Genomic DNA, 16,174 nt, shown 5'->3' with positions numbered 1-16,174 from the left:
TAGGGTCTGCGTCATGTTCGCGCAGCAGATCCAGAACTGGTGGTGGCCCGCTCTTCGGCGGCCCACCTCCTGATCGCGCGCAGCACCGGATCACGAAGGCCGCCCGAGGGGCGGCCTTCTCCCTTTTCTCCGGGGACCGCGGCCGTTCCTCCCACCCGGAAGGAACACCTCGCATGATCATCGACAGGCTGCTCGACGACGACTGCCCCCCGTTCGCCCTGCTGCACCGCCGGACGCCCGGCCGCGACCACGACACGGTCGAGGTGCTGATCGGCGACGTCCACGAGGCGGCCCGCCTGGCCGACATCCCGGTCGGCGACACGCCCGTGCTGGCGCTCGTCCCGTTCCGCCAGATCGCGGAGCGCGGCTTCCGGGTGACCGACGACGGCACCCCGCTCGCCGTGCTGGTCGCCGGCCAGACCTGTGAACTCCCGCTCGCCGAGGCCCTGGAGGCGCTCCCCCGTCACGCGGTACACGTCCAGGACGGCGCGTTCGACACCGGGGACGAGGAGTACGCCTCCATCGTCCGTCGGGTGATCGACGAGGAGATCGGCCGGGGCGAGGGCGCCAACTTCGTCATCCGGCGGACCTTCACCGGCAGCATCCCCGGCTTCGGGCGGGCGGACGCGCTGGCCCTGTTCCGGCGGCTGCTGGCCGGTGAGCGGGGCGCGTACTGGACGTTCGTGGTGCACACCGGGGAGCGCACGCTGGTCGGGGCGAGCCCCGAGGTGCATGTGCGGATGTCCGGCGGGACCGTCGTGATGAACCCGATCAGCGGCACCTTCCGCTACCCGCCCGAGGGTCCGGACGCCGCATCGCTGCTGGCCTTCCTGGACGACCGCAAGGAGCGCGAGGAGCTCTCGATGGTGGTCGACGAGGAACTGAAGATGATGTGCACGGTCGGCGACATGGGCGGGGTGGTCGTGGGGCCGCGGCTGAAGGAGATGGCCCATCTCGCGCACACCGAGTACGAGTTGCGCGGCCGGACCTCGCTGGACGTGCGCGAGGTGCTGAAGGAGACCATGTTCGCGGCCACCGTGACCGGCTCCCCGCTGGAGAACGCCTGCCGGGTCATCGAGCGCCACGAACCGGTCGGGCCGGACGGGGTGGGCCGCGGCTACTATGCGGGGGCGCTGGCGCTGATCGGGCGGGACGCGACGGGTGCGCAGACGCTGGACTCGCCGATCCTGATCCGTACCGCCGACATCCGGCCGGACGGCGCGCTGCGGGTTCCGGTGGGGGCGACCCTGGTGCGGCACTCCGATCCGATGGGCGAGGTCGCCGAGACGCACGCCAAGGCAGCGGCGGTGCTCGCCGCGCTGGGCGTACGGCCGGGGCGGGCCGAGGACGCCGGGGACGCGCCCCGTCTCGCGGACGATCCCCGGGTGCGCGCTGCGCTGGACTCCCGCAGATCCCGGCTGGCGCCGTTCTGGCTGCGGATGCAGCAGCGGTCGGCCGACCTCGACGGGCACTGCCTGGTGGTGGACGCCGAGGACACGTTCACGGCGATGCTGGCGCATCTGCTGCGGTCGACCGGCCTGGAGGTGACCGTGGCGCGCTTCGACGCCCCGGGACTGCGGGAGGCGGCGCTCGCCCACGGGGGGCCGGTCGTGCTGGGGCCCGGGCCGGGTGACCCGTCCGACGTCGCCGACCCCCGGATGGCGTTCCTGCGGGGGCTCACCCGCGACCTGCTGACGGGGCGCCGGCCCGGGGCCGCCCCGCCCGCCCCGGGCACGGCCGCCCGTCCGTCCCTGCTCGGCGTCTGCCTGGGCCACGAGCTGCTGGCGGCGGAGCTGGGGCTGGACATCGTGCGCAAGGACGCCCCGTACCAGGGCGCGCAGGAGCGGATCGACTTCTTCGGGCGCCCGGAGACGGTCGGGTTCTACAACAGCTACACCGCACGCTGCGACGCGGGCACGGCGGCGGAGCTGGCGACGCACCGGATCGAGCTGAGCCGCGACCCGGTCAGCGGCGACGTGCACGCCCTGCGCGGCGAGGGCTTCGCGGGCGTGCAGTTCCACCCCGAGTCGGTGCTGACGATGAACGGCGCCGCGCTCACGGCGACGCTGCTGGCGGGTGTGCTCGTGGGCTGACCGGCTCAGGGCGCGGGCGCGGCGGGGACCAGGACGTTCTCGCTGCGCCTGCCGGCCGCGTAGTCGTCGATGTTGGCGACCGTGGTGTCCACGATCTGGGCGACCGCGTCCGTGGTGTAGTACGCCTGGTGGGAGGTGACGACCACGTTGGGGAAGGTGACCAGCCGGGCGAGGGTGTCGTCGTCGACCGCCTCCAGCGACTTGTCGAGGAAGAACAGCCCGGCCTCCGCCTCGTAGACGTCGAGCCCGACGCCGGTGAACCGGCCCTTGCGCAGCTCGGTGACGAGGGCGTCGCTGTCGATCAGGCCGCCCCGGCTGGAGTTGACCAGGATGGCGTCGTCCTTCATCAGCCGCAGCGCGTCGGCGCCGATCAGGTGCTCGGTGGCGGGCAGCAGCGGCACGTGGAGGCTGATCAGGTCGGCCTCGGCGAACAGGTCCTCCTTGGGCACGTACGTCATGCCCAGCTCGGTGCAGGCGGGATTGGGGGCGATGTCCCAGCCCAGCAGACGCATGCCGAAGCCGTGGGCGATCCGGGTGAACGCCTCGCCGATCTTGCCGGTGCCGACCACGCCGACGGTGCGGCCGCGCAGGTCGCGCCCCATCAGGCCGTCGAGACGGAAGTCGAAGTCGCGGGTGCGGTTGGACGCGCGGACGATCCTCCGGTTGACCGCCATCGCCAGCGTCCAGGCGAACTCGGCCACGGAGTAGGGGGAGTAGAAGGACACCCGGGCCACGGTCAGCCCGAGACGTTCGGCGACGTCGAGGTCGATGTTGTTGAAGCCGGTGGAGCGCTGGGCGATCATCGCCGTGCCGCCGACGGCCAGGGTCTGGAGCACCCCGGCGTCCAGGCGGGCGTTGACGCTCGTGGAGATCGCCTCGTAGCCGGCGGCCATGGCCGCGGTGTCCGCGTCGAGGAAGACGCCGACGCAGCGCACCTCGTGGCGTCCGTCGAACGCCGCCTCGATCAGCGGCTTCTCGTCGGCCTGGACCCCGAAGGCAAGGACTTCCACGGATTCTCCCGGATGCGTACTGCGAGCCGTACGGCGCGAATGCAGGCGGATCGGACATCGCGAATATACGGCTCGCAGCGCGGGCCGGCCCTTCGGCCCGGCACGGGTCAGCCGAAGAAGACGCCGGCCTCCTCGTACAGCGCCGGGTCCACGGTCTTCAGCCGTGCGGTGGCCTCGGCGATCGGGACCCGGACGATGTCGGTGCCGCGCAGCGCGACCATCGTGCCGAAGTCGCCGTCGCGCACGGCGTCGACGGCGTGCAGACCGAAGCGGGTGGCCAGCCAGCGGTCGAAGGCGCTCGGGGTGCCGCCGCGCTGCACATGGCCGAGAACCGTCGTACGGGCCTCCTTCCCGGTCCGCCTCTCGATCTCCTTGGCGAGCCATTCGCCGACACCGGAGAGCCTGACGTGCCCGAAGGAGTCGAGCGAGCCGTCCTTGAGGACCGCGTCGCCGTCCTTGGGCATCGCGCCCTCGGCCACCACGACGATCGGCGCGTAGCTGGCACGGAAACGGGAGGACACCCAGGCGCACACCTGGTCGACGTCGAAGCGCTGTTCGGGGATGAGGATGACGTTGGCCCCGCCCGCGAGGCCGGAGTGCAGGGCGATCCAGCCCGCATGGCGGCCCATCACCTCCACGACCAGGACACGCATGTGCGATTCGGCGGTGGTGTGGAGCCGGTCGATCGCCTCGGTGGCGATGCCGACGGCGGTGTCGAAGCCGAAGGTGTAGTCGGTGGCGGAGAGGTCGTTGTCGATGGTCTTCGGCACGCCGACGCACTTGATGCCGTACTCCTCGTACAGCCGGGCCGCGACGCCCAGGGTGTCCTCGCCGCCGATCGTGACCAGGGCGTCGACCTCGTTCTTGGCGAGGTTCTCCTTGATCCGCCGGATGCCGTCCTCCTGCTTCAGCGGGTTGGTGCGCGAGGAGCCGAGGATCGTGCCGCCGCGGGGCAGGATGCCGCGGACGGCGGGGATGTCGAGCGGGATCAGATCGCCTTCGAGAGGCCCGCGCCAGCCGTCGCGGTACCCCACGAATTCGTACGCGTACTCCTGGACGCCCTTGCGGACGAGACCGCGGATGACCGCGTTGAGGCCGGGGCAGTCGCCGCCCCCGGTCAGTACTCCGACGCGCATGGAAGCTTCCCTTCGCCAGGTGAGCCCGAGAACCGTCACGCTAATGGTGATCCAGGTCACTCCGATATGCGGCGAATGGTCAATTCCCGGGCGCGTGGCCGGCCGGTGGCCCGCGGCGGGGCGCGCTGCGGCCGGCCCCCGCCCCGCGGGGCGGGGGCCGGTGCCCGTCAGACGTCGTCCAGGCCCGCCTCGATGGCGTACCGCACCAGTTCGACGCGGTTGTGGAGCTGGAGCTTGCCGAGCGTGTTCTGCACGTGGTTCTGCACGGTGCGGTGCGAGATCACCAGCCGCTCGGCGATCTGCTTGTACGACAGCCCCTTGGCGACCAGACGCAGCACCTCGGTCTCCCGGTCGGTCAGCTGCGGGGCCTTCGGCCGGCCGGCCCCGGACGCCGGGCCGGGCTCGGAGGCCAGTCGGCGGTACTCGCCGAGGACCAGTCCGGCGAGCCCCGGGGTGAAGACCGCGTCGCCCACCGCGGTGCGCCGGACCGCGTCGGTCAGCTCCTCGGTGCTGGCCGACTTCAGCAGATAGCCGGTCGCGCCCGACTTCACGGCCTCCAGCACGTCGGCGTGCTCCCCGCTGGCCGAGAGCACCAGGACGCGGAGCCCGGGCAGGGCCGCGACCAGTTCCTTGCAGACCTGCACCCCCGGCAGCTCGGGCAGGTTGAGGTCCAGGACCAGCACCTCGGGGACGACCGCCTTCGCCCGGCGGACCGCCTGGGCGCCGTCACCGGCCGTGGCCACGACCTCCATGCCCGCCGCCGTCAGGTCGCGGGCCACCGCGTCCCGCCACATCGGGTGGTCGTCGACGACCATCACCCTGATCGTCTGCGTCTCGCTCATCTCTCCGCCTTCCCCCGTGGAACCTTCAACTCGACCTCCGTGCCCTGGCCGGGGACCGAGATCAGCTCGGCCGTACCGCCCAGGTCACGCAGTCTGCCGCGGATGGACTGGGCCACCCCCAGCCGTCCCTCGCCCTCGGCCTGCGCGAGCCGGCCCGCCGCGATGCCAGGACCGTCGTCCCGGACGGTGACGATCACCTCGTCGGGCCACTCCTCGACCAGGACCCACGCCTGGGCCTGAGCCCCGGCGTGCCGGCGCACGTTGTCCAGCGCGGCCGCCGCGGCGGCGGCCAGTTCCCTGGCGACCGGACGCTCCAGCAGCACCGGGGCGCCGGGCTCCGACAGTGTCACCCGGGCTCCGGCGTGCGGCGTCAGCAGGGTGCGCAGGTCCACCGGGCCGCCCTGTGCGTCGTCGTCCGGTGCCTCCGCCTCGCGCACCACGGCGCCCAGGGCCCCGTCGTCGCTCAGCCGGGACGGCGGCACCAGCCCGCCGGCGACCAGGCTGCGCAGGGCGACCTCCTGCTCACCGGCCATCCGGCCCAGTTCGGCGGCCTCGCCGCCGAGCGCCGTGCCGCGCCGCTGCACCATCGCCAGCACCTGCAGGACGCCGTCGTGGATGTCGCGGGCGAGCCGCTCCCGTTCCCTGGTCGCCGCCTCGATCTCCAGCGCCCGGGCGAGGGTGCGCTCGGACGCCCGGGCGACCTCCACGACGTAGCCGATGGCGATGGAGGCGACCCAGACGAGCAGCACGTTGTGCAGGGTGTCCCGGCTCGGCTCGCCGCGTTCGACGATGTTGGCGACGGCGACCAGCGAGGAGGCGAAGCCGGCCCAGCGCCAGCCGCCCTTGAGGGCGAAGGCGAGGACCGCGCCGGCCGTCCAGATCGACGGCAGGGTGGGGCCGTCCACGCTCTGCGCCTGGGCGTCGGCCAGGGGCGTCAGCAGGATGCCGGTGAGCGCCACGGTGAGGTCGGCGATCAGGAAGGGGCGGGTGCAGCGGGCCGCGTTCTTCACCCGGGGCAGCGTGGCGAGGGTCCACAGGACCATCACGGCGAGGAATGCGGCCGCGATCTGGGGCCGTTCGAACTTCTCCCGGGTGAAGACGAACAGCAGCACCGCGTACACGGTCGTCAACAGCCGGTAGCCGATGAGCGCGCGCCACAGCGGCAGCTCCACCGACATCCTCACGACGCGCTCGCGCCCGGTCATCTCCCCCACCCCCAGGGCCCCTGCGACGGGACCCGCTACGCGGCCGGCCGCTGCGACTTCTGTGCCTTCTCCGCCTCGGCCCGGGCCGCCTTCTCGGCCTTCTCGGCCTCGGCGATGGCCCGCTTGGCGGCGGTGGCGTAGATGTCGACGTACTCCTGGCCGGAGAGCTTCATGATCTCGTACATGACCTCGTCCGTGACCGAACGCAGGATGAAGCGGTCGCCCTCCATGCCGTGGTAGCGGCTGAAGTCGAGGGGCGCGCCGATCCGGATGCCCGGACGCATCAGCTTCGGGACGACCTTGCCGGGCGGCTGGATCTTCTCCGTGTCGATCATGGCGACCGGGACGACCGGAGCCCCGGTGGCGAGCGCGACCCTGGCGAGACCGCCGGGCTTGCCGCGGTAGAGCCGCCCGTCGGGCGACCGGGTGCCCTCCGGGTAGATGCCGAAGAGACCGCCCGACTCGATGACCTGTATGCCCGCCCTGATCGCCGCCTCGCCGGCGCCGCGCGCGCCCGAGCGGTCCACGGGCAGCTGCCCGACGCCCTTGAAGAAGGCGGCGGTCAGCCTGCCCTTGACGCCGGGCGAGGTGAAGTACTCCGCCTTGGCGATGAAGGTGACCTTGCGGTCGAGGACCGCGGGCAGGAAGAAGGAGTCCGAGAACGAGAGGTGGTTGCTCGCGAGGATCGCCGGGCCCTCGGCCGGGATGTTCTCCAGGCCCTCCACCCAGGGCCGGAAGGCGAGCTTCAGGGAGCCCCCGATGGAGAACTTCATGGCGCCGTAGATCAACTCGAAATCCTCCTGTGTGTTCTCGAACAGACTTTATCCCGTGCCGGGGGCCGGTCCCCCGTTCCGGTGAACGCCCGGGCCGTGACGGCCCTGGTCGGTGTCCGCCCGGTCGCGTACCGTGAAGTACACCCTTCGGGCCGTCGGCCCAGCGCGTCCCCGTACGCTCCGCACACCTCACGCAACACCTCACGAACAGGAGACCCCGGTGCCGGTCCTTCCCGGAGCCGAGCCGTACCGCCATGACGGCGGCGAGGTCGGCGTCCTTCTCTGTCACGGATTCACCGGTTCCCCGCAGTCGCTGCGGCCCTGGGCCGAGTACCTGGCGGAGCGCGGCCTGTCGGTGTCGCTGCCGCTGCTGCCGGGCCACGGCACCCGCTGGCAGGACATGCAGGTGACCGGCTGGCAGGACTGGTACGCGGAGGTGGACCGCGAACTGAACGCCCTGCGCGACCGCTGCCGTGTGGTCTTCGTCTTCGGCCTCTCCATGGGCGGGGCGCTGACCCTGCGGCTGGCGGCCCGGCACGGGGACGCCGTGCGCGGCGTCGTCGTCGTCAATCCGGCGAACAGGGTGCACGGCGCGATGGCGTCGCTGCTGCCGGCCGTCCGCCATCTGGTGCCCTCCACCAAGGGGCTGACCAGCGACATCGCCAAGCCCGGCGTCGAGGAGGTCGGCTACGACCGGGTGCCGCTGCACGCGGCCCACTCGGTGCGGCAGTTCTTCCGCCTGGTGGACGGCGAGCTCCCCCAGGTGACCCAGCCGATGCTGCTGCTGCACAGCCCGCAGGACCACGTCGTCCCGCCCGCGGACTCCGCGCGGATCCTGCGCCGGGTGTCGTCCACGGATGTCACCGAGGTCCTCCTGGAACACAGCTACCACGTCGCGACGTTGGACAACGATGCGGAGCGGATCTTCGAGGAGAGTCACGCGTTCATCGGCCGGCTCGCTCCGGAGGCCGGGGCCGGCGGGTCCCGCGCGGCGGAGGCATGGGGAGGGAGTACGACCGGTGGCTGAACAGCACGACGCGGACCGTGAGCCGCAGCCGATCGACGAGGAGGCCGCCTGGGCCGCCATCGTCGCAGGGTACGGCGATGAGCCGGCCGACCCGCCGGGGGCGAAGCCGTTCAAGTCGGTGGAGGACCTCGCGCTGCTGGAGACGAGGACGAACGACGCACCGGATGCGTCCGACGCGCCCCGGGACACGGCGGCGGACGAGGACCCGGAGGAGAAGCCCGCGCTCGGCAGCTCGATCACCTTCGCGCCGGGCGTCGCGGGTCCCCGCGACTACCGGGTCGCGGAGGCCAAGGAGGAGGACTTCGACGAGTCGGACGAGGGCCACTTCGTCCCCCCCGAGCCCCCGCCGCTGCCGGAGGCCGACGTCACGGCGAAGTTCGCCTGGCTGGCGGTGATCGGCGGCCCGGTGCTGATGCTGCTCGCCGTGCTGCTGCGCTGGGACATGACGTGGTGGCTGACGACGGTGTGCGTCGGCGGCTTCCTGGGCGGCTTCGCGACGCTGGTCGCCCGGATGTCGCCCGACGACGACGATGACATGGACGACCCCGGGCGGGGCGCGGTGGTGTAGCGGGCGCCTGTCCCGCACGGGGCGGGCCGGGGACGTGGTCCCCGGCCCGCCCCTTGCGCGTCCCCGGGGGGCCATCCCTGCCGGTCGGCGCGGCGGGCGGGGCCGGTGCCCGGCGGGCGGGCGCGGGGCCGGTGCCCGGCGGGCGTCAGGAGGCCGGCACCCGCAGGGCCGCGAGGACCGGGAGGTGGTCGGAGGCGGCGCGCAGGTCCTCGGCGGTCAGACCCGGCAGCCCCCGCGGGACGCCGCAGCCGAGGACCTCCACGCCCTCCGTCGCGAACACGGCGTCGATCCGCTGCCGGGGGTCGGCGGGTGTCGACGTGTGCTCGTCGCCCCACGGGTTGACCGTCCAGCAGTCCTGGAGCGTGCCGGCGAGCATCCGGAAGCTGCGCCCCTCGGGGCGTTCGTTGATGTCCCCGGCGACGACCGCGTGCGGCACGTCCAGCGAGGCGAGGTGGTCCAGCAGCATCCGCGCCTGGTCGAAGCGCTCCGCGGACGTCAGGCTCAGGTGGCAGCTCACCACGCCGAGCCGTGCCCCGCCGAAGCGGACCACCGCCGTGGCGAGCCCGCGCCGGTGCTGCCCGCGGGTGAGCGGCAGCAGGATGTCCTCGGTGTGCTCCACGGTCGCCCGCAGCGAGCACAGCAGGAGCGGGCCGGCGGCGGTCGCCCCGCCGGAGAGCATCACCAGGTCGCTGGCGGCGGCGAGGCGGGCGGCGTGCTTGCGCCAGCGGAAGAAGCGCGGGGCCTCCTGGACGAGGACGAGGTCGGGCTCGCAGGCCCGGATGACCCGGACGAGGGCCTCCTCGTCGTCGCGCAGGGACCGGATGTTGTAGCCCAGTACCCGGATGACGGCCGAACCGTCTTCCTCCGTACGGGAGTTGGGCAGCGCGGGCAGCTCGTTCACGCTCATGGCCATGCGGATCAAGATACGACGGTGCCCGCCGCGATCCGGTGAGGACGCGGCGGGCACACGGCGGCGGGACTCAGCCCTGGCGGGCCAGGTCGGCGGCGCCCACAAGACCGGCCTTGCCGCCGAGTTGGGCGGCGAGCACCTGGGCGTGGGGCCGCCAGTGGCCGCCGATCAGCCAGCGGCGGAAGGACTTGCGGATCGGGTCGAGGACGAGGTCGCCCTCGTCGGAGACACCGCCGCCGACGATGAACGCCGACGGGTCGAAGAGGGACGCCAGGTCGGCGAGCCCCGCGCCGGCCCAGCGGGCCAGCTCCCGGAAGGAGTCGACGGCCACCGGGCAGCCCTGCCGGGCGGCCTCGCTGATGTGCTTGCCCTGGATCCCGTCGACGGTGCCGTCGCCGAGGCCGAGCAGCACGCCGGCGTTCTCGGGGGTGGCGTTGGCGCGCTGCTTGGCGTACCGGACCAGGGCCCGGCCGGAGGCGTACTGCTCCCAGCAGCCCTGGCTGCCGCAGCCGCACAGCAGCCCGTCGGGCACGACCCGGATGTGGCCGAACTCGGCCGCCACTCCGAAGCGTCCGCGGCGCAGCTTGTTGCCGATGATGATGCCGCCGCCGAGACCGGTGCCGATGGTGATGCAGATGACGTCGTCGTGCCCCTGCCCGGCACCGAACCGGTACTCGCCCCAGGCCGCCGCGTTCGCGTCGTTCTCGACCACGACGGGGAGGCCGACGCGCTGCTCGACCTTGTCCTTGAGCGGCTCGTGGCGCCAGTCGATGTTGGGCGCGAACAGGACCGTGGCGCGCTTGTCGTCGACGTATCCGGCCGCGCCGATGCCGACGGCCTCGATCTCGTGCCCCCCGCCGGCACCGGCGACGGCCGAGCAGATCGCGTCGACGATGCCCTCGGGAGTCGACGGCGTGGGCACGGTGTGCGTCTCGAGAATGGTGCCCTCTTCGTCGACCACGCCCGCCGCGATCTTCGTGCCGCCGATGTCGACGCCGATGGTGAGTCCCATGTGTCCCTCAGTATTCGGTCGAGCCCCGCTAGGGGCAACGGTACCCGAGGGCGGGGCCCGGCCGGTCAGTCCAGGTCGATGTGCTCGCTCGGACCCGGGCCTTCGTCGCGCGGGTCGTCGCGCTTCTCGGCGGGACGGCTCTGCTTGGTCCAGCGGCTCTCCTGGGCCTGCACCGCGGACCGGTAGGCGGCCAGCAGCTCGCCGCCGGCGGCCGCGAGATGGTCGAAGACCTGCGGGTTCCGCTCGATGACCGGCTCGACGGCGGCCTTGGCCTGGCTGACGAACTGGTGCACGGCGCTCTGCGCCGCCATGCCCGGCAGCGACGACTGGAAGGCGCTCACCTTGTCGGCGACGGCGCCCAGAAGCTTGCGGAGTTCCTCCGCCGCGGACTCGGGCGGCTGCCCGGCCTCGGCCCGCCGGCGGGCCTGCTCGGCCCTGAGGTCCTCCTCGCACGCCGTGGCCCACGCGTCGTCGTCGACGTCGGGACGCTCGGTGGCATCGCTCATGGCGTACTCCTGCGGCAGGCAGCGGGTTGCTTGCCTTCGACGGTACCCGAACGGCCCCGCCGGCTTCAGCGTGTCCGCGGCCAGAGGCCGGGGTCCGGCGTGAACCGCACGCTCAGCGTCCCGTCGGCCAGCCCCGCGCCGGCCACCGTGCAGCGGCGCAGCACCGGCGGCAGCGGCAGGATCCTGCGGAACGGACCGGCGGTGACGAGGAGTTCGTCCCCGCGGCGTACGAGGGACAGCTCCTCCTTGACGGCGCCCGGCAGCGGCAGGCGCCAGACGAGCGTGCCGCCGTCGCCGTGCACGGGCTCGGGAAGGCCCTCGCGGGCGCCCGCCGCGGTGGGCGGGGCGAGGACGGGGAGGGCGGCCAGCCGGCCGAGGTCGCCGAGACCGCGCGGGTCCCGCCCCAGGTGCGGCAGGGCGCCGACGGCGGCCGCCGGGGGCCAGGCGCCGTGCCACTCCTTCAGGCACCGGGCCTGCTGCGCGGCGAGGGAGGCCACCCAGGGGTCCGGGGAGTCGGCCGGCACCATGCGGTTGGCGACCACGGCGTGCACGGCGTGGCCGAAGAGGCCGAGGCCGGGCCGCACGGCGCGCAGCCGCTCCGCGGCGGCCGGGCCCGGCTCGGCGACGACGGTGAGGCGGGTGCCCGGGGACTCGACGGCCGCCTGGACGTCCGCGAGCGCGGTGTCCCAGCGTCCGGCCGTCTCGTAGAGCCACTGGGCGGGCATCGGGACGCCGGCGAGCTGGGCGAGCACGGGCCGCAGCGCGCGGGCGGCCTGCCGTTCGGGCGGCAGCAGCCGGCGCAGATAGCGGCGGAGCCGCTCGGGCAGGGCGAGCAGCGCCACGGTCTCGTCGAGCGGGGGCAGGTCGGCGACGAGGACGTCCCAGCCGCCGTGGGAGGCGTTCGCCAGCGCGCGCAGCAGCGCGAACTCACCGCTGCCGGGCAGCTCGGTCAGCTCCTCGTCCTCGAACGGGGTGGCTCCGAGCAGGTCGAGGGCGGCCGAGACGCGGTCCTGGAGGTCGAGGAACTCGGCGCGGAAGTCGCCCGCGGTGTCGATGCGGGCCGCCCACAGGCCGTCCGCGACGGGGTCGGGCCGTTCGGGCGGGCCGTCGACGGGGACGCCGAGGACGGTGAGGGCCTGCGCGGAGAGCAGCAGGGTGCGGTGGCCCGCCGAGGCGGCGGCGAGTGCCGTGGCCGCCGCGACGGTCGTGCGGCCCGCGCCGCCGAGGCCGGTGACCAGGACCCGTTGCATCAGGCGGCGGCGCCGCTCTCGACGCGCTTCTTCAGACCGGCGAGGGCACGGTCGATGATGACCTTCTCCGCCTTGCGCTTGATCATGCCGAGCATCGGGATCTTGACGTCGACGGTCAGCTGGTAGGTGACCTCGGTGCGGTCGCCGCCGCCGACGGGCGCAAGGCGGTAGGAGCCGTCGATGGCCCGGAGCATCTGGGACTTCACGAGCGTCCAGCTGACCTCGTTCTCGCCGTGCCAGGTGTAGGCGAGGGTGTGGTCGTCCTTGATCGCACCCGCGTCGAGGACGAGGCGGACCTGCTCGGCACGGCCCTGGGCGTCGGTGGCGAGCACCTCGGCCTCCTTCACCTCGCCCGTCCACTCCGGGTAGCGCGCGAAGTCGGAGATCACGCCCATGACGTCGGCCGGCGCCGCATCGATCGTGATGCTCGAGCTGGTGTGTTCCGCCATCGCTGCGGCTCCTCAACAGTGCAAGGTGATGACCGGGGTCGTGTGGTGGTGTGCAGGCTATCGCGCCATTGTGACCCGCAGTCGCGGCGCCCTCACCAGCTGAGGGTCCAGGGCTTCCCGGTGGACGCGAAGTGCCCCACGTTCACGCACTCGGTGGCGCCGATCCGCATGCGCCGCGCCAGGGGCTGGTGCACGTGCCCGAAGAGGGCGTAGCGCGGCCGGGTGCGCCGGATCGCGTCGAGCAGGGCGCGGCTGCCGCGCTCGAAGCGGCGGGCCACCGTGTCGTAGGCGAGGTCGGGAACGTCGGGCGGGATGTGCGAGCAGAGGACGTCGACCTCGCCGAGCGCCTCGACCTTGGCCGCGTACTCCTCGTCGGAGATCTCGTACGGGGTCCGCATGGGGGTGCGCAGGCCGCCGCCGACGAAGCCGAAGACCCGGCCGCCGATCTCCACCCGTTCCCCGTCGAGGACGGTGGTGCCGGGCAGGGCGAACTCGGGCCACAGGGTCGGGATGTCGACATTGCCGTAGGTCGCGTACGTCGGGGCGGGGAACGCGGCGAACATCTCGGCGTACTGCCGCCGCACCGCCGAGGCGACGGCCGTCTCGCGGTCGACCTCCAGCTCGGCCCAGAGACGGCGGGCCAGGTCGCGGGCCTCGTCGAAACGGCGGGCGGTGCGCAGCTCCACGATCAGATCGGCGTTGGCGACGCCGAAGAGCTCGGGGAAGATGCCGCGCGAGTGGTCGGCGTAGTCGAGGAAGAGCACGAGGTCGCCGAGGCAGATCAGGGCGTCCGCGCCGTCGCCCGCGGTGGCGAGATCCTTCGCATTGCCGTGCACGTCGCTGACCACATTGACTCGCATGCCTGCCATGGCGAGCACCCTACGACCCGTCCGCAGCGCCTGGACAGAGGGGCTCCACCTGCGGTTACTCGCGCGACATCTGGGGGTGGAATACTTCCCCCGACGTCCAGCCGCAGCCGTGTGACGCAGGGAACATTGGCCGGGACCCCCTACCGGGAACCGACTACTGATGGGTAACGTCCGGGAAGTCCAGTCGTGCTCATCCCCACCGAGCACCTGCCCGACGTGGACCGCAGCCGGTGCATCACACAGAGCCGTGGCGCCGGAGCCCGATGAGGAGCAGCAGTCTTGCGCGAGTTCAGCCTTCCGGCCCTGTACGAGGTCCCGACGGACGGCAACCTGACGGATCTCATCCGCCGCAATGCCGCTCAGCATCCAGATGTGGCCGTCATGAGCCGCAAGGTCGCCGGCGCCTGGACCGACGTCACCGCCGTGCAGTTCCTCGCCGAGGTGCGGGCCGCCGCCAAGGGGCTCATCGCCTCCGGCATCCGGCCCGGCGACCGGGTCGGCCTGATGTCGCGCACCCGCTACGAGTGGGTGCAGCTCGACTTCGCGATCTGGAGCGCGGGCGCGGTCACCGTCCCCGTCTACGAGACCAGCTCCGCCGAGCAGGTCCAGTGGATCCTCGGCAACTCCGGCGCCGTCGCGGCCATCGTCGAGAGCGAGGCGCACGCCGCCGCCGTGGAGTCGGTGCGCGGCTCCCTGCCGGACCTGCGCCACGTCTGGCAGCTCGACGAGGGCGCCGTCGCGGAGCTGGAGGCGGCGGGCGCCGACATCACCGAGGAGGTCGTCGACGAGCGCAGCTCGGCCGCCAAGGCGGACGACCCGGCGACCATCGTCTACACCTCCGGCACCACCGGCCGGCCCAAGGGCTGTGTGCTCACCCACCGGGCGTTCTTCGCCGAGTGCGGCAACGTGGTGGAGCGCCTGAAGCCGCTCTTCCGCACCGGCGAGTGCTCGGTCCTGCTCTTCCTGCCCACCGCGCACGTCTTCGGCCGCCTGGTCGAGGTCGCCTCGGTGATGGCGCCCATCAAGCTGGGCTGCGTACCGGACATCAAGAACCTCACGGACGAGCTGGCCTCCTTCCGGCCGACCCTGATCCTCGGCGTGCCGCGGGTCTTCGAGAAGGTCTACAACTCGGCGCGCGCCAAGGCCCGTGCCGACGGCAAGGGCAAGATCTTCGACAAGGCCGCGCACACCGCGATCGCCTACAGCCAGGCCCTCGCCACGCCGTCCGGCCCCTCGATCGGCCTGCGGCTGAAGCACAAGGTCTTCGACAAGCTGGTCTTCGGCAAGCTGCGCGCGGTGCTCGGCGGGCGCGGCGAGTACGCGATCTCCGGCGGAGCCCCGCTCGGCGAGCGGCTCGGCCACTTCTTCCGCGGCATCGGCTTCACCGTGCTGGAGGGCTACGGCCTCACCGAGTCCTGCGCGGCCACCGCCTTCAACCCGTGGGACCGGCAGAAGATCGGCACCGTCGGCCAGCCGCTGCCCGGCTCGGTCGTGCGCATCGCCGACGACGGCGAGGTCCTGCTGCACGGCGAGCACATCTTCTCGGGCTACTGGGGCAACGAGGCCGCGACGGCGGAGGCGCTGGCCGACGGCTGGTTCCACACGGGCGACATCGGCACCCTCGACGAGGACGGCTACCTCGCCATCACCGGCCGCAAGAAGGAGATCCTCGTGACCGCCGGCGGCAAGAACGTCGCCCCCGCGGTCATCGAGGACCGCATCCGGGCGCACGCCCTGGTCGCGGAGTGCATGGTCGTCGGCGACGGCCGCCCCTTCGTGGGCGCGCTGGTCACCGTCGACGAGGACTTCCTCGTCCGCTGGGCGGCCGACCACGGCAAGCCCGCCGGCTCCACGGCGGCGGCCCTGCGGGAGGACCCGCAGCTGCTGGCCGAGATCCAGAAGGCCGTCGACGACGGCAACGCGGCGGTCTCCAAGGCGGAGTCCGTCCGCAAGTTCCGCATCCTCGCGACCCAGTTCACGGAGGAGGCGGGGCACATCACGCCGTCGCTGAAACTGAAGCGGAACGTGGTGGCGAAGGACTTCGCGGACGAGATCGAGTCCCTGTACCGCGGCTGACCCCCTCCGGGGGCCGTCACCGGGCTCCGAAGGGGGCGCTCGGGACGGGCTCTCGGTGCCGCCGGCGTCGGGGGCGACGTCCCGGCTCGCGCCGGCGTGTGAGGCGCGGGGCGACGTCCCGGCCTCGCCCCTGCCTGCGGCGACGTGCCGGCCCGGGCGACGTGCCGGCCCCGCCGGCGTGCGGGGCCCGGGGGGCGCCGGGGCAGCGTCCCCGCGGAGGCGCCGCGCCCGCGAGAGCTCCTCGGCCCGGGGCGGGGGGCGCCTGCGGCGGGCCTCACCCCACCCCGCCCCTTCCCGAAACCGGGCTCCGCCCGGACCCGTACCGCGCTTCGCGCGGTGTCCTCAAACGCCGGACGGGCTGACAGAGCTGCCCCGCCGACGATTGACGCGCAGGGACACCGAGGCAGCGCCCCGAAGGCCGCCAGCGCCCCCAGCACCCGGGGCCGCC

15 protein-coding genes are annotated in these 16,174 nt (G+C 73.2%); 4 read left to right on the top strand and 11 right to left on the bottom strand.

Annotated elements, in window-relative coordinates:
- Positions 1–173: 173 nt before the first annotated feature.
- Positions 174–2,093, top strand: coding sequence for an anthranilate synthase family protein (locus tag EAO77_RS23350; RefSeq protein WP_147990258.1), 1,920 nt, complete (start codon positions 174–176; stop codon positions 2,091–2,093).
- 5 nt (positions 2,094–2,098) lie between these two features.
- On the opposite strand, the gene EAO77_RS23345 is transcribed toward EAO77_RS23350, so the two are convergent.
- The 5 genes from EAO77_RS23345 to EAO77_RS23325 form a co-directional block, all read right to left on the bottom strand.
- A complete protein-coding gene (locus tag EAO77_RS23345) occupies positions 2,099–3,103 on the bottom strand; it encodes a 2-hydroxyacid dehydrogenase (RefSeq protein ID WP_147990257.1) in 1,005 nt (334 codons plus the stop codon).
- Between the two features lie 107 nt (positions 3,104–3,210).
- On the bottom strand, positions 3,211–4,239 hold the full coding sequence (locus EAO77_RS23340) for a 6-phosphofructokinase (protein WP_147990256.1): 1,029 nt from the start codon (positions 4,237–4,239) through the stop codon (positions 3,211–3,213).
- A gap of 167 nt (positions 4,240–4,406) precedes the next feature.
- Positions 4,407–5,081, bottom strand: a complete 675-nt coding sequence (locus EAO77_RS23335) for a response regulator (RefSeq protein WP_147990255.1) — start codon at positions 5,079–5,081, stop codon at positions 4,407–4,409.
- Positions 5,078–6,286, bottom strand: a complete 1,209-nt coding sequence (gene macS, locus EAO77_RS23330) for a MacS family sensor histidine kinase (protein WP_147990254.1) — start codon at positions 6,284–6,286, stop codon at positions 5,078–5,080. Before macS ends, EAO77_RS23335 begins: the two co-directional genes overlap by 4 nt.
- 35 nt (positions 6,287–6,321) lie before the next feature.
- Complete coding sequence (locus EAO77_RS23325) at positions 6,322–7,074, bottom strand: lysophospholipid acyltransferase family protein (protein WP_147990253.1); 753 nt, start codon at positions 7,072–7,074, stop codon at positions 6,322–6,324.
- 205 nt (positions 7,075–7,279) lie between these two features.
- Between EAO77_RS23325 and EAO77_RS23320 the strand changes: the two genes are divergently transcribed.
- Both EAO77_RS23320 and EAO77_RS23315 read left to right on the top strand, forming a co-directional pair.
- Entirely contained in the window at positions 7,280–8,086 is an 807-nt protein-coding gene (locus tag EAO77_RS23320; protein WP_147990252.1) for an alpha/beta hydrolase, read from the top strand.
- Positions 8,079–8,654, top strand: coding sequence for a hypothetical protein (locus EAO77_RS23315; RefSeq protein ID WP_147990251.1), 576 nt, complete (start codon positions 8,079–8,081; stop codon positions 8,652–8,654). The genes EAO77_RS23320 and EAO77_RS23315 overlap by 8 nt, the downstream gene beginning before the upstream one ends.
- A 145-nt stretch (positions 8,655–8,799) precedes the next feature.
- On the opposite strand, the gene EAO77_RS23310 is transcribed toward EAO77_RS23315, so the two are convergent.
- The 6 genes from EAO77_RS23310 to EAO77_RS23285 all read right to left on the bottom strand — a co-directional run bounded on the left by EAO77_RS23310 (position 8,800) and on the right by EAO77_RS23285 (position 13,641).
- Positions 8,800–9,561: an endonuclease/exonuclease/phosphatase family protein gene (locus EAO77_RS23310; protein WP_147990981.1), complete on the bottom strand. Its 762-nt coding sequence runs from the start codon at positions 9,559–9,561 to the stop codon at positions 8,800–8,802.
- Between the two features lie 73 nt (positions 9,562–9,634).
- Positions 9,635–10,576, bottom strand: a complete 942-nt coding sequence (locus tag EAO77_RS23305; RefSeq protein ID WP_147990250.1) for an ROK family glucokinase — start codon at positions 10,574–10,576, stop codon at positions 9,635–9,637.
- A 65-nt stretch (positions 10,577–10,641) separates the two neighbouring features.
- Positions 10,642–11,082: a DUF5304 domain-containing protein gene (locus EAO77_RS23300; protein ID WP_147990249.1), complete on the bottom strand. Its 441-nt coding sequence runs from the start codon at positions 11,080–11,082 to the stop codon at positions 10,642–10,644.
- Positions 11,083–11,147: 65 nt separating this feature from the next.
- Positions 11,148–12,332, bottom strand: coding sequence for an ArsA family ATPase (locus EAO77_RS23295; protein ID WP_147990248.1), 1,185 nt, complete (start codon positions 12,330–12,332; stop codon positions 11,148–11,150).
- Positions 12,332–12,781, bottom strand: a complete 450-nt coding sequence (locus EAO77_RS23290) for an SRPBCC family protein (protein WP_147990247.1) — start codon at positions 12,779–12,781, stop codon at positions 12,332–12,334. Before EAO77_RS23290 ends, EAO77_RS23295 begins: the two co-directional genes overlap by 1 nt.
- Before the next feature lie 92 nt (positions 12,782–12,873).
- The gene (locus EAO77_RS23285) at positions 12,874–13,641 is read right to left on the bottom strand and encodes a metallophosphoesterase (RefSeq protein WP_147990980.1); all 768 of its coding nucleotides are present in this window, start codon (positions 13,639–13,641) and stop codon (positions 12,874–12,876) included.
- A gap of 288 nt (positions 13,642–13,929) precedes the next feature.
- Between EAO77_RS23285 and EAO77_RS23280 the strand changes: the two genes are divergently transcribed.
- Positions 13,930–15,726 (top strand): AMP-dependent synthetase/ligase, encoded by a 1,797-nt coding sequence (locus EAO77_RS23280; protein WP_147990246.1) that lies wholly within the window; start codon positions 13,930–13,932, stop codon positions 15,724–15,726.
- Positions 15,727–16,174: the final 448 nt, after the last annotated feature.

Source organism: Streptomyces sp. T39 (genome assembly GCF_008042045.1).
GTDB lineage: Bacteria > Actinomycetota > Actinomycetes > Streptomycetales > Streptomycetaceae > Streptomyces.
Note: the sequence above shows the minus strand (reverse complement) of the source record. Positions and strands in the feature narration are given on the sequence as shown.